The organism is Anaerosacchariphilus polymeriproducens (genome assembly GCF_003363435.1).
GTDB classification, from domain to species: Bacteria; Bacillota; Clostridia; order Lachnospirales; family Lachnospiraceae; genus Anaerosacchariphilus; species Anaerosacchariphilus polymeriproducens.
The window spans coordinates 82,675-105,468 of sequence record NZ_QRCT01000014.1 but is presented as its reverse complement, the minus strand read 5'-3'; the positions used below and the strand labels follow the sequence as shown (position 1 = coordinate 105,468).

Here is a 22,794-nt window from a genome sequence, read left to right as displayed (position 1 = left end):
GAAGAGATGATAATGATGATATAGCATGCTTTGAAATAGGTAAAGGCGAAAAAGTTCAAATAATACATGACTTTGCATCAGTAGGATTTGAGCAAAGAAAGGAATATAATGACTTCTGGAATTGGATAGAAGAAGCAATTAAGGAAATGATTGATTTTAATAGGGACTAGGTGAAAATAATATTATCCATTTACAATTATTAATGGATATCTGAATGTACAGTATAAAAAATCTACAATAAAATGCTGTAAAATTTCTCGTTGAATAATACAGCATAATTGCATATAATATAAGTATAAATAAAGCATTTGGAAAGGAAGTTGATTTATGCCGAATATATTACCAGTTTCAGATTTGAGAAATTATAATGAAGTATTGAAAAATTGCCAGATTGGAGAACCTGTTTTTCTAACAAAGAATGGAAGAGGACGGTTTGTAGTGATGGATATTGAAGATTATGAACGTGAAAAATCAGAGAAAAAGTTATTGATGAAGTTGCAGGAAGCAGAAGAGGCTGTAAGAAACGAAAACGGTTGGCTGACCTTTGATGAATTGAAAGCTACATTAGGAGAATAGATTATAATGAAACTACGGATTAACCCATTTGTTGCTATTGACTTAAAGAACATTAAGGACTTTATATCAGAAGATAATCCCGATGCAGCACAGCAAACGGTGCAGGAGATTTTTAGTCAATTTAAAAATGTACAGCAGTTTCCGAGTATGGGGGTAGATTTAGCTAAGAGGGTCAGCTTTAAAACGAATTATAAGTATGTGGTGTGTGGTAATTATGTGGTGTTGTATAAAGTGGGAGTAGAGTATGTTGAGATTTATCGAGTGATGAATAGGTTTCAAGATATAACCAAAATATTCTAGTAATTATTGAAATACAGAAAGGGATAAAGATGGAATTAAATGCGGATAAACATTAGTGAAAAAAGTTTTAGCTGTAAAAAAAGACATAATATAACAAGATTAAAGGTGATCAAACGGAAGATGATTTAGTAAAAATAAGAAAATGGGCAAAAATAATTTTTCAAAATGAAGATTTTAAAGTATAAAATAGGTCCTCCTTGTTTAGAATTCTTCATATCTAATTCTCGACAAGAAAGACCTATTTATTTTCAAAGACACAATATTTATTACAGGACCTTAACAAGTTGCATATATTTTATTGAGATAATTATGTTAAGAGAAGTATATCTGTTTCATTATGTATTACTTTTTGTCCTGCTTTTAACAATTGACAGCTTTCACCATTTGTTAATATTACCATTGTAGTAGCGGGCTTTTCTGCCTGTTTTAAAATTTCTAAGTCCACGGAAGCAATTTTTTCACCTTGCTTGATGGTTTGGTTTTCCTTTACATAAGTAGTAAATCCATGGCCTCCCAGATCTACAGTATCAATTCCGATATGGAGCAGTATTTCCAGTCCGGTTTCATCGATAATGCCATAAGCATGCATTGTCGGAAAACATGCAACAATCTTTCCGGTGACAGGAGAATAAAATTCGCCGTTCTCAGGTTCAATAGCAAATCCATCCCCCAATGTTTTCTGTGAAAATGCAGCATCCTGTACCGATTCAAGAGGTAGAATAGTACCATCAACTGGCGCACAGATAGGGGCGCTCTTTTTTTCTATGGTCTTTTCGCTGTGTTTACTGAAAAGCTTGTTCAATATTGTCATATAAGTGTAGTACCTAACCTTTCTTTCATCCTGGAGGAAATATCCTTATTCCCACTGCAGTATATAATATGAATTATTGCATCTTAGGCCAATAGTCAGCATTTGCATTTATCAGGTCTTCAAGAAGTTCTTTTGCTACATTGGTGTTAACTACGGTTCGATTTAATACCAATGCCTGCAGCGCTTTTGCCTTGCTGCCTTCTGCATAGGCATCGACCGTAAGACTTTCATATGCATATTGGTTCTCTAATAATCCTTTATAGAAAGTTGGAATATTGCCTACAGATAAGGGCTCGACCCCATTGCTTCCCACACGGCATGGTACTTCAACCATCATTTCAGGATCAAGATTCGATATCGTACCGTTGTTTTTTGTAATGATTAAAAATATTTCCTTTGTATTATTTGCAAGTGCAGTAGCTAAATCAACAATATATTCTGCATGACAGCCCGCAGAACCATCGATATCATATTCGGTTCCTTTTAATTTTCCATTAGCCAGAACGGCATCCAAGCGCTGAAAGGTATCTTTTTCATTTCCGTCCATAACTTCATTGGCTCTGGTGTATTCAGGATTCTGTTTCTTCAACATTTTATGAGGGTACAGATAATACTGAAGGTATGTATTTGGCAGATATTCATCATAATCATTAATCATCTGACTCATAAACTCAAAGGTAGCACTCCAGGATGGTTCCTGGAATAAGGGCTCTGTCTGTACATCAATAGGAGTTTTCAACAGTTCTCGTAATTTTGGAAGATAATCTTCACCAGTCTTCGTATCATAAATATGTGTGAACCAGCCAAAGTGATTCAAGCCAAAATATTTTGGCTCAAGATCTTTTCTTTTTTTACCAAGAACCTCTGCATATACATCCAGTATAGCAATTGGCATATCACAGATATTGATGATACGGTAATCATTTGGAAAAATTCGTTTGGTAGCTTCAGCAACAATGGCAGCGGGGTTTGAATAATTCAATATCCAGCACTTGGGGGAATACTTACGAATAACATTTATAATTTCTATGATTGCCGGAATACTCCGAAGTCCATAGGCAAAACCACCTGCACCGCAGGTTTCCTGACCGAGGCAGCCATGCTTAAGAGCAATTTTTTCATCCATTTCGCGCATCTTCAACCGTCCGACCCGGATTTGCATTAGAGCAAAATCAATATCTTGAAATGCTTCTTTCATACTGGTGGTATAGATGATTTCTTCGATTTCGGGATAGTACTCACGGAATAGAATTTCGGCATATTTTCCTACTTTTTCCTGACGTTCCTTTTCATTATCATATAGTACAAGCTTTTTGATTGGAAATCTTTCTTTTTGATTGCATAACATAGCCAGCATATCCGGTGTATAGCGACTACCTCCACCGACAATACAGATATTATATTTTTTCATTACATTATGCTCCTTTCTTATTTTAGTAAACTATTCACCGTTTCTTTTACGGTTTCTACGTCCATTCCTATGATGATTTGTACATTATTGCCTTTGGTTATAATTCCCTTTTGGCTGGCTTTTTTCAGAATAGTTTCGTCTACCTTAGCGCCATCCTTTACCTCAACACGCAATCGGGTAAAACAGTTATTGACGGTAGAAATATTTTCTGAACCACCAAGTCCTTCAATAATAAGCTTTGCGCTGTCAAGATCGGAGGTTTTCGAATGAATGGAAATACCTTCATCTGAAGATATCTCTGCCATAAAAGTATCATCACGTCCGGGCGTTTTAATATTGAATTTGAGGATTAAGAATTTGAATACAAAATACCAAACTGCTGTCATAACAATTCCTACGATAATAAAGATATATACCTTTGTTATGGAAGGACTGATTACAGAGTTGCATATAAAAGTATCAATTGCGCCATATAATGCATAAGTTCTTGAACCTAATACCCATAAAAGCACTTCGGAAATACCGGAAATAACTCCATGAACCAGCCAAAGGAAAGGTGAAATGAACAGGAAGCTAAAATCCAGCGGTTCAGTAATACCTGCTGCAAATGCAACAAATGCGGAGGGAATAATCATACCCTTAACTGCTTTTTTGTACTGCGGCTTTGCTGTTTTAATAAATGCAAGAGCGATACCGATTGAGCCAAAGATTTTTGCGAAACCAAAAACGGAGAAGCGGATAGAACTGTCCATGGCTGTTAAAGCAGAGGCATTACCCATCTCGGCATAGAATATATTGGCCGCACCCTGAACTGCTTTTCCTGCAATTTCTGCTGTACCGCCAATACCGGTAAAGCAGAAGGGCATCCACAACAAATGATGTAGTCCGGTAGGAATTAAGAAGCGGTTACCAAAGGCATACACAAATACACCGGCGGGACCAGAATTTTTTATAAAGTTAGATAGAATTGATATTCCTTCATTAACAACCGGCCACACGTAGCTTAATACGATAGCCAACGCTAATGTAATTGGAATCATCAGAACAAAACAAAATCTTGAACCACCATAGATACGGAATATCTCAGGGAATTTAACATCAGAAAATTTATTATGGATATAAGCGGTCAGGCATCCAAGCATTAAGCCTAAGAAAACATTCATGTCCACGACCTGAAAGCCTAATACAATATTTTGCCCTGTTCCATATAACCCAACAGCTCCTTCTTCTGCAAGCATCCCCATATTTGTTAACCAGGCATTGTTTGCTGCCAGGAAAATCAGATAAGAAATAAGGCTCAAAATAGCTGCATCCACCTTTTTCTTCTTCGCCAAGGCCGTAGCAATACCAACACAGAAAATAATGGATAAATTATTGACCATAGTATCCATCATAGACTTTATAAGTTTACCGATAAAAGCAATACCTGATGGCATAAAATCAAGCTGCATAATTACTGCAATTGCAAGCATCATACCCATAATTGCAAGAAACATGACTGGCTGAACAGCAGCTCGTGAAAATTTTTGTCCCATTTCCATTATCTTATTTTTCATAAAAAATACCTCCCAATTTTTTGTATTTATGTTACAATTTTATTATATATTTCAAATTATTTTTGTTCAATACATCCTATTGTTCTGTGCCTTTTTTTACCCAGAGTAAACTTTTTTACTAGCAAGCAAGTGGAAATTGAAGGAATATCTCTGCAATTTCACAGAAAAAAACTGTTGCATTCGACTTGAACAACAGTTTTTTTGTGTTATTGGTTTTGAAAGTCAATTTTATTGTAGCTTTCATCAATTTGTATTCTATTCATTTGGGAGATAACGCTTTGAAAATTCGCATAGCGCGATTTCTAAGAGGACAATTAGATTGGCAGTAAATAAGTTTGGCTTATAATTATTATTTTCACTTTGTACACCATTAACCTCAATAAATATGTCTGCAGCGTTTGCTAATGGTGATTTTGGATTATTAGTCAATGCCAGGACATATTCACCATGCTCTTTGGCAACACGTACTTTTTCCAATATTTCAGCGCGTGTCCCGGAGTAGGACATAAAGATATATATTCCGGCTTTCTCCTTAGAGAAGCTGGCAAAATGATAGCAACTCATACTATTAAAGCCGAAGGTCTGAAGCTTCTGGATATAATAGTCTCTGGCACTATCACAAAAGCCAAGAGAGTCAATGCGTATTCGGCGTTCTTTGAACTCATATAATAATTCAGTAAATTTAGAAGCATTCTGACTAATTTTATCATCATTGGTCAAGGTATTGATAGCAAAGAAATTTTCACCAGAAGTATTATTCATATTTGCAAAAGTAGTATAGTACATTTCACTATAACCACTATACCCCAATTTTTTAGCTAATTTTACAATTGCTCCTTTTGATACGTAGCAGTCCTGTGCCACTTGTTCGATTTTAGCTTTCGATTTTTTAGATATATAATAATGAATTCGATTTAAAATATTTTTCTCAACTTCCGTAAGGTGAATATTTGAGTCCATATTTCACACCCGTACCTTTCGTATTTAATGGTCAGCTATTTTGTAGTTCTTTCTAAAGTTAGTTAATTTTCAAGAGATGAAACATGTCCACAAAATGGACAAGTAACAGCTTTTTGACTAAATGAACTTCCATAATTATATTATCTGTTTTAATTTAGCAATATAAACAATCTAATTCCTTTTCCAATACTTTGATAAGTTCTTATATGCTAATCATACAACTGTATCGTATTAAAATCAACTAACTTTGGAAAATACCCTGAATCCTTATAAAATCCTTATAATTGTCTGCTATCATGCATTTATAAAGGAGATGAAAAGAATGGATTACATATTAGAAACAAAAAACTTAAGTAAATCATTTAAAGAAAACAAGGTAGTTAAAGGCGTTAATTTGCAGATTCCAAAGAACTGTGTCTATGGACTTCTGGGAGCAAATGGAGCCGGCAAGTCCACTATTTTAAAAATGATGACGGGTATGTTATATCCGACGTCAGGAGAGATTATGATAGAGAATCATTCCTGGGAGAGGAAAGACCTCGAGACGATTGGAGCATTAATCGAAGAGGCAGCGTTATATCCGAATCTGACGGCTTATGAAAATTTGAAAGTAAGAACGCTTGCATTAGGCATAAAAGAGTCAAGAATACAAGAAGTATTAGATATTGTAGACTTAAAAAATACAGGAAAGAAAAAAGTTGGGAAATTTTCGATGGGTATGAAGCAAAGACTAGGAATAGCAGTTGCATTGCTGAATAACCCCAAATTATTAATCTTAGATGAGCCGACAAACGGGTTAGATCCATTTGGAATTCAAGATTTGCGAGAACTGATTCGGTCATTTCCGGAAAAGGGAATTACAGTAATCGTTTCCAGTCATATCTTAAGTGAAATAAGTCAAGTTGCTGATTGGGTAGGGATAATAGCCAATGGAATTTTAGGATATCAAGATAGACTGGATAAGGAAATAGATCTTGAAGAACTTTTTATGAAAGTTGCCAAAGAGAATTATAAGGAGGTTTTAAATGATGATAAGCATATTTAAATCCGAATTGTTGAAGATAAAGTCTACAACGGTTTCAAGAATATGGTGGATGGCTCCCGTTATCTTAATGGTATTATCTTACTTTTTGACTAGTAGTTACTGTGTAATAGATAATTTTAATTGGTACTATACGACGATATTCCCATTTGGACTTACGTTATCATGTGTGTTAATTACAAAACAGGAGAAAAATAAAAAATATCGTGGAATCTTACCGATTCCCATAGACGGGAGAAAAATAATCTATGGTAAAATCCTAGTGCTGACTTTTGGAACTTTTTTAAGTTTATTAATAGTATGTTTAGGTTCTTCCTGTCTTCAATGGATTTTGGGGAGCGTTAACATACAAAAACTTCCGTACTTAAATATGTTACTAGCTGTTTTTATACTTTCAATTACTTTTATGTGGCAGATCCCTCTAATATTGTTTTCTGGGTTTAAATTTGGATTTTTCCCTACATTGATAATCAATATTGTATTACAGATGGGATTTGGGATTGTGGCATCTTTAGAAGATTGGTGGATTATCAGCCCTTACTCATATCCCGCAAGGTTAATGATTCCATTGCTCAAGATTCTACCCAATGGGCTGCCGGCTGTTGCTGGAAGTGAGACTTACAAAGAGGAGTTATTATCATATAAAGGTAGTATCGTTGCAGTATTGATAAGTGTCATCATTTTCATCATAGGATCAGTAGTAGTCGGAAAATGGATGGAAAAAAGGGAGGCAGTGTAGATGAATAACTTAATAAAGCTTTTTAAGGCTGAATCTTTAAAGATGAAACATACGTTGTTCTTACCAGCTCATCTGATTATCCCAATTATTGGGACGCTACTGTTTTTGTTATATAGTTCCATATGTGGGTGGAATAATCATGTAGCTATTTCAAGTTTTATTCAGATTATTTCTATATTATTTCCTCTTATAGGTACATTTATGGTATCATGGAATTTAGATAATGAAGAAAAAGCAGGAAATTTCCAAGTACTTCTGGTTCAAAGGCAGTCAAGAGTTGCTGTCTTTTTTATTAAAATAATTTATTTGTATGGTATGGGCATATTATCTTGTTTTGTAGCTTTTTTTATTTACTATATTCGATTTAGTAAGATGGATATTGGTTTCTATTTAAAAATCTTTCTAACGGTTTGTTTATGTCAGTCAATAGAATACCTGATCCATGTATTTCTTAGAATAAGATTTGGTACAGGAATTACGATAGGGTTTGGCATTTTGGAATTTTTGATTAGTGCCCTAATGATTACCGGCCTAGGGGAGGGGCGTTGGATGTTTTTCCCCGCTGCATGGGCTGTTCGTATTACAGGATATCAGTTATTGCGGATATCTAGAAATGAACTTCCCTGGGTTTTGATTTATGCAATTTTATTAATTATTTTATTTATACTATTTTCCAGAAAATTTGAGAGTAATAAAAGCAGTCTGGGGTGAAAGATTATGGCAAGAATTCTTGCGGTAGATGATGAGAAAGAAATTCTTGAGATTATTCGAAAGGCATTAGAGAAAGATGGACATGAAGTGGTTCTTTGTAAAGATGGTGATTCTGCGCTTAAAGCGCTTTCGATACCATTTCAACTGATTCTGTTGGATATCATGATGCCTGAAATGGATGGGTTTGAGTTGTGTGTGAAAATCAGAAACAAGACGGACTGCCCTATCATATTTTTGACAGCAAAATCATCGGAACCTGATATTATCAAAGGACTAAGTATAGGGGCAGATGATTATTTGAAAAAACCGTTTGGACTGGGTGAACTACGTGCAAGGGTGATGGCACATATGAGAAGAGAAGGGCGTCAAAAGTCCAATTCTTTCATACGTTCCGGTCTGGTCTTTTATACAGATTCCAAAAAGGTAATGTATCAGCAAAAGAATCTACTGCTGACCAAAAGTGAATACGATATCTGTGAATATCTTGCAATAAATCATGGGATTACCTGTTCAAAAGAAAGGATATTTGAATCGGTTTTTGGTTTCAATGCGGATAGTGACAGCTCAGCTATCGTAGAACATATAAAAAATATTAGAAAAAAAGGCTCTGCATATGGTTTAAATCTGGTGGAGACCGTTTGGGGGATTGGTTATCGGTGGGCAGAATAAAAGGGAAAAAGACGATTACCGGTTTGTTTATCAGACATATTATATGGATTGGAATTGAAACGGTACTGATTTCAGCATGTTTATTGATTGTAATGAATATTTTAATTTCAAAAAAGATTGCCTATCCCGCAAATTCTCAGGAAAATTATCTGAACAATCTTGAAAAAATCGCGTTTAAGGGCGAGAATATAGAAGGTCGTTTAAAAAATCAGTATCTTTATGCACTTTTTAATGAGGAAGGCACTTATAAGAAAGGGAGCATCGACCAGGATGAGGCAGAAGAGATATATCAATTTTTTAAAGAACATGGAACGTATTATAAAGAAAGGTATATAAAAGTAATTTCTTCAAATAAAGGAGAGTATTATATACTTTATGATATTAAAATGGGATTTTATAATCACTTCTTAAGTCGTTTTTTTCCAAGTCCGGATATTTTAATAATCATATTTTTCATTCTTCTGTTTCTTGCGAATCTTTGGAGGATTGCCGGGAAGTTCGGAAAAGTTATATCAGGGGAATTGAAGAGATTAAAAGGAATTACTGGAAGTATAGAAAAAGAGAACTTAGAATTTGATATACCATCTTCGTCATTGAAAGAGATAGATGAAGTATTTCATTCTGTCGGAAAATTAAGAGACAATTTGAGTAAGTCTCTTCATACTCAGTGGAATCTGGAATCCGGTCGTAGAGATCAAATTGATGCTCTGGGACATGACCTTAAAACACCACTTACTATAATTCGAGGAAATGCGGAGCTGCTTTTAGAATGTCAGTTAAATCAGGAAGAAAGTGAATTTGTAAATCACATTCAAAAAAATACAGAGCTAATGCAGGAGTATATTCAAAAGCTGCTGGAAGTAAATCGTTCCGAAGAAGAATATAAGATTAGTATGGAATGGATAGATAGTCGGAGTTTTATTCAAGATATAGAAGCATATTCCCAAGACTTAGCCAGGAACAAAAATATTACATTAACATATAAAATAGAAGAAGTTCCAGATAAAATTTTTGTAGATTCTAAAATACTAAAACGTATCTTATTAAACTTAATGGATAATGCGGTGGAATATTCACCAGAGAATAGTTCTATTTTGATGCAGATAAAAGCAGAGTACAATAGTTTGACGTTCAAAATTGAAGATTCCGGGAAAGGGTTTTCTATAGATGATCTGAAATATGCTACAAAGCAGTTTTATTGCAATGATAAAAGTCGAAGTTCGAGAGATCATTTGGGTATGGGGTTATATTTTGTTGATATTATGATAAAAAAATTAGGTGGAGAATTAAGGCTTTCAAATTCAGAAACATTAGGGGGCGCCAGAGCTGAAATCTTGTTGTTTGATTCTGTATAAATTGTAACAGCCTAGTAAAATTTTCCTGTGCTCGGTCACAAGTGACGAAAAATGTAAAAGAGTGTCAATTTTGGTTAGAACAAGTTGGCATTCTTCTTTTGATTGTGATATCCTAAATAGTAGTAATAGGCGGGGTTGATAGGAATGGAGGTTAATTTATGCTAGGGGTACTTATTGTAGATGACGAAGAAAAAGTGTGTACGTTAATACAGTACTTAGTAGATTGGGAAAAAATGGGCCTGCAAGTGATAGGCGTGGCCAATGATGGGATTACAGCAATGGGAATTATCGAAGAAAAGCATCCGGATATTGTAATTACGGATATTCAGATGCCTGGTTATAATGGACTAGAAGTAATTCAACAAGTAAGAGAAAGATATCCAGAAATCTATTTTATTATAATCAGTGGTTACAGACAGTTTGATTACGCACATCAGGCAATAAAGTTTGGAGTGGAAGACTATTTACTAAAACCAATTAAACAAGATGAATTGAATTCAATTTTAGATAAAATCATTAAGCTAAAGAAGTCTGAAGAAGAGATTAAGACAGAACAAGAATTATTAAAGCAGAAACTAAATGTGCATAGTAAAAAAATTAAACAAAATTTATTATGGGATATTTTGAATATAAATGAAGAATTTTTAGATTACACAATTGAACAGTTAAATAATAAGTATGATTGTAATTTCCAATCAGGAATATTTCAAGTTTTAATTTTTAAAGCTGATTTTTCGATTGAACTGGAACAGGAAAAGGTTCATCAGATGTTAGATAATAAAATGATTGAAATGATAGAAAAAGAATTTCAGAAAGATACGATCGAGCAGGTAACTTATCTGGGAGAAGAAGGAGTTTATCTACTTTATAATGCAGCACAAGAGGATAAAGATCTTCGCTGGAAATTAAAACATATTAGAAATAAATTGAATACTTTACGAGACGTTTTTCCTGGAATGTTCGTAACGGTAGGGATAGGGAACTATGTAAAAAATGTGAGTGAACTTCCAAAAACTGTGTATGACGCTAGAAATGCCATTTTGAATCGTTTGTTTAAAGGAGTAGGAAAAAATATTGTAGTCACGCCAAGTCAACAGCCGGGATTAGAAGCAGCTGATATTATTAACAGTGAATTCCAAGTTAAATTTTTAGATTATATGGATGTATATCATTTGGATGGAATATTACAATTACTTAAAAAAATAGAGAGAACACTCAGAGAAGAACCAAATTCAGATGGGATTTTATTACTAAGATTAATCAATGATATTCTGGATATTTATTTTTTAAGTCTGAAAAAGATGCAGCTTGAGGTGGATATATCACAAAGTAAGATTGAATTTATGAAAATATTCTATAGTTGTCTTAACATAGAAGATGTGTTTGAGAAACTGTTTCATTTTATAAAAGAAAATCTGGAAACAATCATGGCAGAAAGGAAAAATGTAGAAGCAGAACCTATCATTGAAGCGAAAAAGTATATTATCGAGAATTATAACAACAATTTAAAATTCGAAGAGTTAGCTGAGAAATTAGGGTTTAACTATGCTTATTTTTCAACATTGTTTAAAAAAGAAACAGGACAGACATTGACGGAATATGTTTTGTCGATACGTATTCAAAAAGCTAAGAATCTATTGTTGGATCCGGAAGTAAGCATAATGGAAGTTGCAGAATCTGTAGGATATTCGGATTTAAAATATTTTGGAAAGCAATTCAAAAAAGTTACAAATTTAAGTCCCAAAGAATATAAGAAATTATTTATGCAAAAGTAGAAAGGAAAGTATATGAAGAAGAAATGGACGTTGTTAGATAGAAGCATTCTGTGGGTCATTAACCTTTATTTCATTATATTCTTCCTTTTTATAGGAGTAATATCCTATGTTTTTTGGGGAGTAAATCCTAGCAGTATGGCAGGAAAAATATATGCTGTTCTAATGGGGCTCATTATCTTTTTCTCTATTATAATTGGAAAAAAACAAGTAGTTGAGGTATGTCAAAAGATTTTAAAAACAGTAAGACTGTTTAATCATGGGCATGTTTTTGAGGAATTATTCCATCATCGTTATAGTTTTTCACATGAAACAGAAGAAATGTTTTCCAAAATGGAAGGAATTTTTAAGAGAAGGGAAATGTTTGAACAATCAAAAGAACAAGCCCAATATTTGGCGTTACAAAATCAGATCAATCCCCATTTTTTATATAATACACTTGAGGCAATCCGTGCCGATGCTTTGGTGGCTGGAAGCAATACGATTGCACAAACGGCAGAAGCATTAGCTACTTTTTTCCGTTACACTATTTCGGAAGTTGAGAGTTTAGTTACATTAGAAGATGAACTTGATAATGTTAAAAATTTTTTTATTATTCAGCAATACCGATTTGGAAAAAAATTGGATATGCGGGTGCATGTATTAGAAGAAGATATGACCGTATTCCAATCCTGTATCCCCAAGTTAACGTTGCAGCCGATTGTAGAAAATGCCATATGCCACGGCTTGGAGAGAAAGCTTGGAGGCGGGGTGATACAAATCGAAATCGAGCATACAAAATCCAATTTATTTATCCATATAAGAGATAATGGAAAAGGAATGGATGAATTATGTCTGGAAGAAATAAATTCGAAATTAAAGCAGCAGGATAGAATTTATGATCATCCTACTTCCAGACAAGGTGGAATTGCTCTTTGGAATGTAAATACAAGAATTAAGTTACTCTTTGGTGAAAAATATGGAATAAACATTTATAGTACTTTGAATGTAGGAACTCATGTAAAAATTACACTGCCTTATATTGCAAAAGGTAAGGAAGAGCAGTTGGATTGGAAGGAAAATATCATAAGGAAGAATTTATGAAGGAAGAAATTTTAAGGATTGATAGTGGATTCAAAGAATATCAGAGAAAAGTACTTTTAAAAGATTTTAATCTTCAAATTTTTAAAGGTGAGCTTTGTGGATTAATCATAAATAATGTAAAAGAAAAAGAATCTGTCATTGAAGTATTGAGTGGAAAAACAAAGCTGGATTATGGATGGTTGTATTTTGAAGAGCAGTTGTGCCAGGCATTCAGTGATGTATCTACGCTAAAAGATAAGATTTTTTTTATTGATGGAAAGAGCAGACTAGTAGATAAATTAAGTGTTGAAGATAATGTTTTCACATTTCAGAAAAATGTAAAGTGGTACTCTTCGAAAAAAAAATACTCAGAGTATGGAAAGGATTTATTGGAGACTTATCAGCTCAAAATATCACTTCGTTGCCGGGTAAGCAACTTAACAATACTGCAAAAAAAGAAATTGGAATTGCTCAAGGCATATGCAAGAGGGTATCGTTTCATTACCATTGTGGGAATAGGAGCTTTACTAAGTGACGCAGATATTATAAATTTCTTCTCTTTAGTAAATATATTTCAAAGAAAAGGTGTTGCTTTTTTACTGATAGAAAATAATGAAAATATCCTACTTCAATATGCTGACGTAATAGCGATATTAAAAAAGGGAAGAACCATAGCGCAAATCAAAAAAAGAGATTTTAACCGAAGGGACTTGTATGGAATTTTGTTGGGAGATGCACTTAAAAGAGACACTTACTCTAAGAACATATTAGAAATGTCCAAAGAGCCCCAGAAAATATTATTGAATTTTGAATATGTTAAGACATATGCTTGTTCAAATCTCAACTTTAAAATTCATGAAGGTGAACTTGTGAATTTTTTGGATTTTGATTCGACCTCCTACAGCGGTGTAATTGAGGCATTAGAAGGTGGGTTTTCTGTTTTGGAAGGTGATATATGGCTTGCGGGTAAAATATTTCGTCCAAAAGGTATCTGGGATGCAATGGAGAAAGGAATATGTTTTATTGGAGAAAATCCTATGGAAAGTATGTTATTTCATGACCTTACTGTCTTTGAGAATATAAATATATCCTTATCTAAAAAGGTTCTGGGTGTTATGTTCCGAAAAAAGTATCAACGGGGTGTGATAGAAGAATTAAAAGAAGTTTTTAGCAAAGAAGAATTAGACATGCCGGTTCATAAGGCAGACCCGATAACGATGCAGAAACTGATATATTACCGATGGATACTCTTTAATCCTAAATTATTAGTTTGTATCAGGCCATTTTCAGCGGTAGATTTTCACATGAGGCATATTACGGAGCAATTAATACATAAAGCGTTGGAAAAGAAAATAGCGGTTTTAATCGTTACCTCTAATATGGACGAGGCCTGCTATATGGGTGAAAGAGTTCTTGTATTAAAGGATGGGATTTTATTTGAAGATAATAGTAAGAATGTAAATCATGCGCAGGATGCATTAATGTGGTAAATGTCCTGGATTAAAGGATCTGGTATAGAAGTAGTAGGATGAAAGGGTATGAAGTATGAAAAAAGTTTTAGCGCTTGTAATAGCAATGATAATGATGGTTACATTCATTGCTTGTGAAGGCAGTAGTACAAAAAAAACAAACGACGAGATCACCATTGGTGTTATTTTAAAAACATTATCAAGTGAATATTGGGGATATGTTGCAGCAGGTGTAAAAGCCGCTGAAAAAGATTTTGGAGTTAAAGTAAATTTACAAGGCCCTGCATCAGAAACATCTTATGATGAACAGAACAATATGATTGAAACAACTCTGTCCACGAATGATCTTGATGCATTGGTAGTAGCTCCATTACAACCTGAATCGATTGCTTTTGTATTAGGAAATACACAGATTCCGATATTATTTGTAGATACAGATGCAGAGTTTTCTAATAAAACAGCATATATTGGAACCGGAAACTATGAAGCAGCTTATTTAGGCGGCGAATATGCGGCGAAACAAAAAGGGAAAGGTGCTATAGCAGTAGTCATTGCCGGAGTTCAAGGGAACACAAATAGTTATGAACGTGAAAAAGGTTACATAGATGCATTAGAAGCGAAGGGTGTTAAAGTGGCATCTGTTCAATATGCAGAAGCGACGACTGACAAAGCAACGAATATCATGGAAAATATGTTGACAAGTTTAAAGAATAATGTAGACATTGTCTGCTGTGTCAATGATGATATGGCAGCAGGAGCAGCAAATGCATGCAAGCAAGCAGGTGTAGAGGGTGTGACGATTGTAGGATTTGATGGAATTCAAACGGGTGTTAAAAACGTAATGAATGGTGTTGTTTCTGCATCAGTAGCACAGTCGCCCTATAATATGGGGTATCAGGCAGTTGAAAATGCAGTAAAAGCAGTTAAAGGTGAAGAAGTTGAAAAAGTGATTAAAACGGGAGTATCTATTATCACATCTGAAAATGCAAAAGATTATTTGGCTGAACTAAAATCCGTTCTTAAGTAAATAGGGAGGCATACGTATGACAAATAAGTTAGAAATCAAAGATATCTTAGGGAAATTAGGTCCATTGTTAGCCCTTATTGCATTGGGAATTGTATTAACAATTTCAAATACAAATTTCTTAGTAATTAACAACATTATGAATATTTTAAGACAGACAGCCGTGAATGGTTTGATATCTGCAGGTATGTTAGTCGTATTAATAACTGCAGGTATTGATTTATCCGTTGGTGCGAATGCAATCCTTTGTGCCTGTATGATGGGAATGATGATGGAAAAATTTAATGTATCAAATCCAATTATCTTAATTTTGGGCTGTTTACTTACAGGAATGGCAGTTGGATGCATCAATGGTCTGTTACTTACCAAGTTGCGTTTACCACATCCATTTGTTTCAACGCTAGGGATGAAAAACGTATTGTGTGGTTTGGCCTTATTAGTAGTCGCGACCAAGACAGTCGGTAATTTCCCATCCGCTGTAACATGGCTTGGATCTTCAAATATATTTCAAAGTACAAATTTTGCAGGCATTCCAGTATGCTTTTTAGTACTGCTTGTGTTTTTTATAGGATTTCATTTATTTCTTAATAAGACAGCATTTGGCCGAACAATCTATTGTGTGGGAGGAAATCCTGAAGCTACCAGACTTTCCGGTATCAATACTGATCATGTACTTATTATTGTATATTCATTATCTGGTTTCATGTGTGCGATTGCCGGACTTGTTATTGTAGGGCGTTCTGGTGTTGCTAATCCATCTTCAGCGATCACACCTTATGATACAGATGCTATTGCAGCATGTATCATTGGAGGTGCTTCTTTCAGTGGTGGGAAAGGTACTGTCTGGGGAACACTGATTGGAGTTTTGATTATTTCTACGATACGAAATGGTTTGACATTACTGAATGCAGCAAGTGATATACAATATGTAGTAATTGGTCTGGTTATTATTGTTTCTGCATTTATTGATGTTACAAGGTCTTTGATGGAAACAAAAACAAGAAGATTGGCGGCAAAATAATCGTGTACTTATACAAGCCATTGTAATATAGCTGTATATTCAATGGACTAATGTTTTTTATGTAGCAGTTATTTATATTATGAATATAATGTAATAAGAAGGTTATGGAAGTGAATTACATTGGCTATAAAAATTTTTATAGATCAAGGTCATAATCCAACAGGGTACCATAATGCAGGGGCTCAGGGGTTTGGATTTTTTGAGGAAAATATAACGTTTCAAGTAGGTATTTATTTAGCAAATTTATTAGAAAATGATTATAGATTTGAAGTACGTTTATCAAGACCGACATCTACGACAGTTCTGGGGACTACAAATGCGACAAGTTTAGCCGAAAGAGTGCGTATGGCAAATGAATGGCCAGCTGATTATTTCATAAGCATACATGCGAATTCCAATGTCAATCCTGCTATTAATGGAGCTGAAATTTATATTTATAAATATTATACACAGGCTCACTGGCTTGCACAAAATGTAATGGAGGGAATTCTCCGATATACAACACTTAAGGATAATGGCATTCGGGAAAACCCAGCCCTGTATGTTCTGAGAAGGACTCAAATGCCGGCAATTCTTACTGAAATCGGATACTTATCAAATTATAACGATTTCTTAGTTTTAAGAGATCAACAATGGAGAATTGCATATGGTATGTATATAGGTATTCTAAATTATTTTGGATTTGAACCTCTATAGAATGTCCGTACCTTCTGTTTGAATTGCACATAATCAAAAGAAAGGAGGTATTGCTCATGAATAAAAAAGAATTAAGAAATCCAAAGGAAAGAAATGATAATATGTCTGTTGCATATGAAATTGCAGAACAGGATTTAGCAGGTAAATCCGGAGCAGGCGTCTATACAGCAATACAACTGACCTTAGCAGGTAAATGTGGAAACTATTTTACGGTTTCCTACGAATGCACTACAAATAATATTTCTTGTGGATAATGATTTAAGTGGATAATAAAAGATTATATATATATGAATGGCCTGAAGTCAATGTATCATGAAATACTACTTCAGGCCATAACTTATTTATGAAAAGGAGTATTTATACATTATGAATGAATCAGAGGTCGAAATATTAGATTATTGGTATACATTATTTCCAGAAATCGACGACAGAGATAAAATAAGAAAAATGATTAAGAATGTTTCCGGAAAAGAGATGGAAGAACATGCTGAAGAATACAAGATTGTGCAGAAAGAAATTGATGAATGGGTAGAGCATGAATTTTTTACCAAAAAGTTAAAAAGCTCAAGATATAAAGAAATTGAAAAAACTATTCATCAAGAAGTTCGATGGAGTGGTTTTTATACGCCCATTTTGATGAAATATTATAAGAGACTTCAAGATATGATACAAGGACAAGATTGTATCAAAGATAAAGAAGGTTTTTTGAAAAGTATAATATTGGATCATGTAAGAAGTATGGTTAACATGAGTTTCAGAGTACTTGTATTAGAAACACAGATAGCAAAAAATGAGAAATTATTGTATGGCAAAACTTCAAAAGAAAGAGGGAAATATTTTTGTGATACGATGTTATATGATAGTGGATATTTAAAAGAATTGTATCATGTTTATCCGGAATTAATAAGATTATTAGATCAAAAGACAAAGCAGACCTATTTTTACATTAAGGAAATACTGGATCAAGTATCTATATTTTGTGCTGTATGGGGAAAAGTAGAAAATATTATATTAGGAAAAGGTGATACGCATAACAACGGTAAAAGTGTTGCTTTTGTAGAATTTGAACATAAAAAAATAGTCTATAAACCAAGAAAATTAATAATGGAGAAAAAATATGGAGAATTATTATCATGGTTTCAAAAAGAAGATCGTAATTTCATGAAAATTGATGCTTGTAAAGTCTGGAATTTCGAAAAAGGGGGTTGCATGGAGTGTATTGAAAATGAACCATGCAAATCTTTATCAGAAATTGAGGATTATTATTATCGAATTGGAGAGTTGCTTTGTATTTTATATACTCTGAATTCGAAAGATTTTCATTGTGAGAATTTGATCGCCAAAGGAAGTATGCCCATTTTAATAGATTTAGAAACGTTGCTGCACACTTCTGTGACGCAAAGCAGTTTAGATGATATTGTTTATCTGGTAAATGAAAAGATATTAAATTCTGTCATAGGTATATCTTTGATGCCAACATTAATGCAGAACAACAATACAGAGGAAGCAATTGAAATTGGTGGAATTGGGAGTGGAAAGAAACAAGTTTCCCCATATAAAACACAGAAAATAGAAGCAGCAGACCGTGATGATATTCATATTGTATTTGAAAATAAGGAATTAAAAAAGACTTTAAATTATCCAGTCTATAGTAATGAAACGATTGGTTGCACGAATTATCTTGAAACAATAAAAAAAGGGTTTCAAGATGTTTACTTATGGATCATAAGGAATCAAGAATTATATTTGAATAAATTGGAAGATATTTTTGGGAATTTATTATGCAGAGTAATCTGTAAAAATACGAACCTATATAGTCAACTGCTTGAAACTGGATATCATCCTGATCTATTGCATAATCCGACAGACAGAAACATTTATTTATGCAGACTAGGTCTTATCATGGATCAAAAAAATGAATACGAGAATCGTATTATTTATGAGAAGGAATATTCTGATTTAATAAGGGGTGATATCCCTTATTTTTCAATTTACACGAATAAGATAGATATTTTATTTCATAACGAAAAATTAGAGATACGTCTTAAAAATTTTAGTACAGTTTTAGAAGGAATAGAGAAAAAAGTGATAAGTATGGGTGATATGGATTTATTGCGGCAATTGGCACTAATAAATCATAGTTTTATAGGAAGCAGGCTATTACCTGATTTGTTATATGGTACATCCGTTAAGTTTTCAAAAAATTCTGATAAGGGAAAAGGAATCAAAAAAAGTTGGAGGGTAGCAGAAAAAATCGGGAAGTTATGTGCAGACAGGGGATTTCGTTTTTATATAAAAAGACATAGTCAGATGAGTTGGCTGGGAATGAGAGGATTTGGCAATGGATTTTATAGAATTGTGCCTGTAGGATTTGGACTATACCAAGGAAATGCCGGTATTGCACTGTTTTTTTACAAATTAGCGGAAACAAACACTAATTTTATTGGAATAGCAAAAGATGCGATATTACCTGTGATAAATAATTTATATAAAGAATTAGAATCCGGTTTAACTTTAGAAGGTCTGGGTTCATTTTCCGGTATGATGTCTGAATTATATTCAATTTTATATTTATATAAAAACAATGTAGATTTCCCTATAGAGATAGACATGCAATATTTGATTCGAGCTGCGCTGCCAATGGTGGAGCGGGAAATTTCAGAAAATGAACAGTTAGATGTTTTACATGGATTGGCCGGTGTAATGGGAGTACTTATTTCTATGCTGTCAATTTTGTCAGAAAATGATGAAAAAAGCGTAAAAAGAATATTAGATATTATATATCAGAGAATAAAAGAGTTGTCTATCAAAAAAGACTCAAACGCAATAACTTGGTTTGAAAACGGTAATATTGGTTATGCACATGGAAACAGTGGTATTATTGTTCAACTTTACCGCTATTATTTAATCGTTCAGGACAATGAAGTGCTCGATATAATTAAGAAAGCTTTCTATTATGAAAGGAAGTATCATTTTAAACAGAAAGAACAGGAATGGATATTCAAAAAAAATACCCATTATTATTCTTGGTGCAATGGTATTGGCGGCTTATTACTTTGTAAACTATTTCTAATAAAAAATGGTTTTAAGGATGATAAATTGCAAGAGGAAATTGATTTGATCATAGAACAACTTAAAGTATGTGGATTTGGAACAGATAGTTGTATCTGTCATGGAGATGTGGGAAGTTTAAAACTATTAGAATATGCGGCAGAAATGCTGGATTTGAAGGAATTAAAAGAAGAATGTTTCGCAACAACGGAGGAATTAATAAATCAATATATAGAAAAACAATGGAAGAATATCATAGAGTTAGAAGATTGGGGGCTTATGACCGGAGTATCTGGTGTTGGTCTTGGAATTCTCTCAACAGGAGAAGAGATTGCAAATTTACTTCTATTAAAATAGAAGAGCTCATAGTAATTCATAAAGCGTAAGAATTTTTGAGGTGGAATGTCGTGCGCAGAAAGGTTCCGTTCGTAGCCCAGACACAAAAAACAGAATGTGGATTATGTTGTGTTTGTATGATAAACAGATATTATAAAAACTATATAACAATGGAAGAATTAAGAGAAAAGATGGAAGTGGGAAGAGACGGAAGTTCTTTTCAGCAGCTTGTTCAGTTATTGAATGACTATAATCTTTCAACAAAAAATTATAGAATCCCAGTAAAAGAACTGTATCGAATTCATCTTCCGGCAATTGTCTTTTGGGGCAACAACCATTTTATTATTTTGGAAAAAGTCAATCAAAAAAAGAAAAGACTTACAATAGTTGATCCTGCGATAGGGAGATTAAAGCTGCAAACGGATGAGTTCGAAGAAAAATATACAGAGTACGTGGTTGTTCCCCTGCCTACAGCGAATTTTAAAAAAAATCTGCATAAAACACATAGTATTAAATATATTTTGCCTTATATATTCTCCAATAAAGTATTATATATAAAAATTATTTCCGTTTCGGTGCTGGTCTATCTGTTTACACTTAGTCTTCCGATTGTGATTCAAAAGGTGATTGATGGAATCCTTAATCATAACGCTTTTACCAATAGTGATCAATTAATTCTTTTAATTATAGGTTTAAGTATTCTGTATTTTATTACAAGTTTTTGGAAAAATTCCCTACTGATCAAATTGCGGACTCATTTGGATAAATCGCTGAATACGAATATATTTGAACATTTATTAAATCTTCCATATAAATTTTTTTCAGTTAGAAGCAGCGGAGATATCATATACTCATTGAATAGTTGTTTGAATATTAGAGAAATTTTTGCAAATCAATTTATTACAGCTGTGATAAATGTTGGTACAGCAATAGCTATTCTAGCCTATGTTTTTACATTATCGCATTTGCTTGGAATTACTGCATTTCTATTATTTGTTTTAAACATAGTTTTGGTATCGTTGACTCGCCCAATATTAGCAGATAACAGTAGATCAATTAAGATAAGCCAAAGTATTGTTCAAGGAGTACAGATGGAAACGATTTATTCTATGCTTGGTGTAAAAATGAGTGCAATTGAAAAAGATATCTTACTCACATGGAAGCAGGCATATGGAAAATATTTAAGAAAATATATTGAAAATGAGAAAGTTGCGAATTATGTATATTCGTTGAATTCTTTTTTGCAGTTTTTATCTCCGACATTACTTCTAATGCTGGGTATTCTCTTAATTGAAAAGGGGAATATAAGCATGGGATCTATCATTGCAATTTATTCCTTAGGAAATACATTTTTCAGTCTATCAGGTTCGGTCATAGATTTATGGACCAGTTTTATCAATAGCAGTGTTATTTTTGAGCGATTAGCTGATATTATTAAAAGCGAGGAGGAAGATAACAGGGTACATAATAATGTATTGCTTAATGGAACGATTGAACTTAAAAATGTTTCATTTCGTTATACAAAGGATTCCGCATATGTTCTTAAAGATATCAATTTTAAGGTTAAAAGTGGGATGAAAATTGCGATTGTTGGAAAGTCGGGTTCGGGAAAGAGTACGTTAGCGAAATTGTTGGTAGGACTATTTATACCAAGTGAGGGTGACATATTCTTTAATGATACGAATTTTTTAGCATTAGACAGAAAAAAAATTCGCAGGCAGATTGGAATCGTGCCACAGGATATTACTCTGTTCAATGATTCAATATATGATAATATTGTTATGAATCGGGCCGGAATTAATCTTGATGATGTAAAATATGCATGTAGAATCGCTCATATATCAGAGGAAATTGAATCTATGCCGATGCAGTACTACACGCAGATTTCAGAGATGGGTCTGAACTTGTCCGGTGGACAGAGACAAAGAATTGCATTAGCACGTGCAATTATAGGGAAACCTAAAATTCTATTACTGGATGAGGCAACCAGCTCGTTAGATAATATTAATGAGAAGATGGTATCGGATGAAATTAAAAAAATGGGAACAACACAAATCATTATTGCTCATAGACTGTCAACTATTATAGATGCTTCTGTGATAGTTGTATTAGAGGCTGGAAAAGTGGTAGAAATAGGAAAACATGATGAATTAATAGCTAAAAATGGGCACTATAGAAAATTATATTCTTCCTTATTATAACTTAGGAGGAATGAAACAGAAAGGGTTGAAGG

20 protein-coding genes are annotated in these 22,794 nt (G+C 33.5%); 16 read left to right on the top strand and 4 right to left on the bottom strand.

Features of this window, described 5'->3' with window-relative positions; translation table 11 throughout:
* Positions 1–327: 327 nt before the first annotated feature.
* Together DWV06_RS05885 and DWV06_RS05880 are read left to right on the top strand one after the other, a co-directional pair.
* Positions 328–576: a type II toxin-antitoxin system prevent-host-death family antitoxin gene (locus tag DWV06_RS05885; RefSeq protein ID WP_115481251.1), complete on the top strand. Its 249-nt coding sequence runs from the start codon at positions 328–330 to the stop codon at positions 574–576.
* 3 nt (positions 577–579) lie between these two features.
* The gene (locus DWV06_RS05880; RefSeq protein ID WP_115481250.1) at positions 580–876 is read left to right on the top strand and encodes a type II toxin-antitoxin system RelE/ParE family toxin; all 297 of its coding nucleotides are present in this window, start codon (positions 580–582) and stop codon (positions 874–876) included.
* Positions 877–1,183: 307 nt separating this feature from the next.
* Here the strand turns inward: DWV06_RS05880 and DWV06_RS05875 are convergent, their stop codons facing one another.
* The 4 genes from DWV06_RS05875 to DWV06_RS05860 form a co-directional block, all read right to left on the bottom strand.
* Positions 1,184–1,687, bottom strand: coding sequence for a PTS sugar transporter subunit IIA (locus DWV06_RS05875; RefSeq protein WP_115481249.1), 504 nt, complete (start codon positions 1,685–1,687; stop codon positions 1,184–1,186).
* 73 nt (positions 1,688–1,760) lie between these two features.
* The gene (locus DWV06_RS05870; RefSeq protein WP_115481248.1) at positions 1,761–3,098 is read right to left on the bottom strand and encodes a 6-phospho-alpha-glucosidase; all 1,338 of its coding nucleotides are present in this window, start codon (positions 3,096–3,098) and stop codon (positions 1,761–1,763) included.
* A gap of 17 nt (positions 3,099–3,115) precedes the next feature.
* Positions 3,116–4,654, bottom strand: coding sequence for a PTS transporter subunit EIIC (locus DWV06_RS05865; RefSeq protein WP_115481247.1), 1,539 nt, complete (start codon positions 4,652–4,654; stop codon positions 3,116–3,118).
* Between the two features lie 255 nt (positions 4,655–4,909).
* Positions 4,910–5,614 (bottom strand): MurR/RpiR family transcriptional regulator, encoded by a 705-nt coding sequence (locus tag DWV06_RS05860; protein WP_115481246.1) that lies wholly within the window; start codon positions 5,612–5,614, stop codon positions 4,910–4,912.
* Positions 5,615–5,936: 322 nt separating this feature from the next.
* Here DWV06_RS05860 and DWV06_RS05855 point away from each other — a divergent pair, with 322 nt between their 5' ends.
* From DWV06_RS05855 to DWV06_RS05790, 14 genes are all read left to right on the top strand, one after another.
* The gene (locus DWV06_RS05855; RefSeq protein WP_115481245.1) at positions 5,937–6,659 is read left to right on the top strand and encodes a lantibiotic protection ABC transporter ATP-binding protein; all 723 of its coding nucleotides are present in this window, start codon (positions 5,937–5,939) and stop codon (positions 6,657–6,659) included.
* Positions 6,640–7,395, top strand: a complete 756-nt coding sequence (locus DWV06_RS05850; RefSeq protein WP_115481244.1) for a lantibiotic immunity ABC transporter MutE/EpiE family permease subunit — start codon at positions 6,640–6,642, stop codon at positions 7,393–7,395. The genes DWV06_RS05855 and DWV06_RS05850 overlap by 20 nt, the downstream gene beginning before the upstream one ends.
* On the top strand, positions 7,396–8,106 hold the full coding sequence (locus DWV06_RS05845) for a lantibiotic immunity ABC transporter MutG family permease subunit (protein WP_115481243.1): 711 nt from the start codon (positions 7,396–7,398) through the stop codon (positions 8,104–8,106).
* A 6-nt stretch (positions 8,107–8,112) separates the two neighbouring features.
* Positions 8,113–8,775, top strand: a complete 663-nt coding sequence (locus tag DWV06_RS05840) for a response regulator transcription factor (RefSeq protein ID WP_115481242.1) — start codon at positions 8,113–8,115, stop codon at positions 8,773–8,775.
* Positions 8,745–10,130: a sensor histidine kinase gene (locus DWV06_RS05835; RefSeq protein WP_205027750.1), complete on the top strand. Its 1,386-nt coding sequence runs from the start codon at positions 8,745–8,747 to the stop codon at positions 10,128–10,130. The genes DWV06_RS05840 and DWV06_RS05835 overlap by 31 nt, the downstream gene beginning before the upstream one ends.
* 158 nt (positions 10,131–10,288) lie before the next feature.
* Complete coding sequence (locus DWV06_RS05830; RefSeq protein WP_115481240.1) at positions 10,289–11,905, top strand: response regulator; 1,617 nt, start codon at positions 10,289–10,291, stop codon at positions 11,903–11,905.
* Between the two features lie 135 nt (positions 11,906–12,040).
* On the top strand, positions 12,041–12,985 hold the full coding sequence (locus DWV06_RS05825; protein WP_162300585.1) for a sensor histidine kinase: 945 nt from the start codon (positions 12,041–12,043) through the stop codon (positions 12,983–12,985).
* Positions 12,982–14,454 (top strand): sugar ABC transporter ATP-binding protein, encoded by a 1,473-nt coding sequence (locus tag DWV06_RS05820; RefSeq protein ID WP_147289834.1) that lies wholly within the window; start codon positions 12,982–12,984, stop codon positions 14,452–14,454. Before DWV06_RS05825 ends, DWV06_RS05820 begins: the two co-directional genes overlap by 4 nt.
* A gap of 55 nt (positions 14,455–14,509) precedes the next feature.
* Positions 14,510–15,460, top strand: a complete 951-nt coding sequence (locus DWV06_RS05815; RefSeq protein ID WP_115481237.1) for a sugar ABC transporter substrate-binding protein — start codon at positions 14,510–14,512, stop codon at positions 15,458–15,460.
* Between the two features lie 16 nt (positions 15,461–15,476).
* On the top strand, positions 15,477–16,478 hold the full coding sequence (locus DWV06_RS05810) for an ABC transporter permease (protein ID WP_115481236.1): 1,002 nt from the start codon (positions 15,477–15,479) through the stop codon (positions 16,476–16,478).
* 120 nt (positions 16,479–16,598) lie between these two features.
* Positions 16,599–17,174 carry an N-acetylmuramoyl-L-alanine amidase family protein gene (locus DWV06_RS05805; protein ID WP_115481235.1) on the top strand — a complete coding sequence of 192 codons (576 nt, stop codon included), beginning with the start codon at positions 16,599–16,601 and terminating at the stop codon, positions 17,172–17,174.
* 56 nt (positions 17,175–17,230) lie between these two features.
* On the top strand, positions 17,231–17,428 hold the full coding sequence (gene slmA, locus DWV06_RS05800) for a salivaricin M family lantibiotic (protein ID WP_205027749.1): 198 nt from the start codon (positions 17,231–17,233) through the stop codon (positions 17,426–17,428).
* Positions 17,429–17,540: 112 nt separating this feature from the next.
* Complete coding sequence (lanM, locus tag DWV06_RS05795; protein ID WP_115481234.1) at positions 17,541–20,582, top strand: type 2 lanthipeptide synthetase LanM; 3,042 nt, start codon at positions 17,541–17,543, stop codon at positions 20,580–20,582.
* 50 nt (positions 20,583–20,632) lie between these two features.
* Positions 20,633–22,762: a peptidase domain-containing ABC transporter gene (locus tag DWV06_RS05790; RefSeq protein ID WP_162300584.1), complete on the top strand. Its 2,130-nt coding sequence runs from the start codon at positions 20,633–20,635 to the stop codon at positions 22,760–22,762.
* Positions 22,763–22,794 lie beyond the last annotated feature (32 nt).

What these genes read in the sequence shown, in the direction of transcription:
- DWV06_RS05850 (WP_115481244.1), top strand. Translation starts at nt 6,640, where the DNA reads ATGATGATAAGCATATTTAAATCCGAATTGTTGAAGATAAAGTCTACA.
- DWV06_RS05875 (WP_115481249.1), bottom strand. Translation starts at nt 1,687, where the DNA reads ATGACAATATTGAACAAGCTTTTCAGTAAACACAGCGAAAAGACCATA.
- DWV06_RS05810 (WP_115481236.1), top strand. Translation starts at nt 15,477, where the DNA reads ATGACAAATAAGTTAGAAATCAAAGATATCTTAGGGAAATTAGGTCCA.
- DWV06_RS05865 (WP_115481247.1), bottom strand. Translation starts at nt 4,654, where the DNA reads ATGAAAAATAAGATAATGGAAATGGGACAAAAATTTTCACGAGCTGCT.
- DWV06_RS05870 (WP_115481248.1), bottom strand. Translation starts at nt 3,098, where the DNA reads ATGAAAAAATATAATATCTGTATTGTCGGTGGAGGTAGTCGCTATACA.
- DWV06_RS05840 (WP_115481242.1), top strand. Translation starts at nt 8,113, where the DNA reads ATGGCAAGAATTCTTGCGGTAGATGATGAGAAAGAAATTCTTGAGATT.
- slmA (WP_205027749.1), top strand. Translation starts at nt 17,231, where the DNA reads ATGAATAAAAAAGAATTAAGAAATCCAAAGGAAAGAAATGATAATATG.
- lanM (WP_115481234.1), top strand. Translation starts at nt 17,541, where the DNA reads ATGAATGAATCAGAGGTCGAAATATTAGATTATTGGTATACATTATTT.
- DWV06_RS05845 (WP_115481243.1), top strand. Translation starts at nt 7,396, where the DNA reads ATGAATAACTTAATAAAGCTTTTTAAGGCTGAATCTTTAAAGATGAAA.
- DWV06_RS05815 (WP_115481237.1), top strand. Translation starts at nt 14,510, where the DNA reads ATGAAAAAAGTTTTAGCGCTTGTAATAGCAATGATAATGATGGTTACA.
- DWV06_RS05825 (WP_162300585.1), top strand. Translation starts at nt 12,041, where the DNA reads ATGGCAGGAAAAATATATGCTGTTCTAATGGGGCTCATTATCTTTTTC.
- DWV06_RS05830 (WP_115481240.1), top strand. Translation starts at nt 10,289, where the DNA reads ATGCTAGGGGTACTTATTGTAGATGACGAAGAAAAAGTGTGTACGTTA.
- DWV06_RS05860 (WP_115481246.1), bottom strand. Translation starts at nt 5,614, where the DNA reads ATGGACTCAAATATTCACCTTACGGAAGTTGAGAAAAATATTTTAAAT.
- DWV06_RS05885 (WP_115481251.1), top strand. Translation starts at nt 328, where the DNA reads ATGCCGAATATATTACCAGTTTCAGATTTGAGAAATTATAATGAAGTA.
- DWV06_RS05855 (WP_115481245.1), top strand. Translation starts at nt 5,937, where the DNA reads ATGGATTACATATTAGAAACAAAAAACTTAAGTAAATCATTTAAAGAA.
- DWV06_RS05820 (WP_147289834.1), top strand. Translation starts at nt 12,982, where the DNA reads ATGAAGGAAGAAATTTTAAGGATTGATAGTGGATTCAAAGAATATCAG.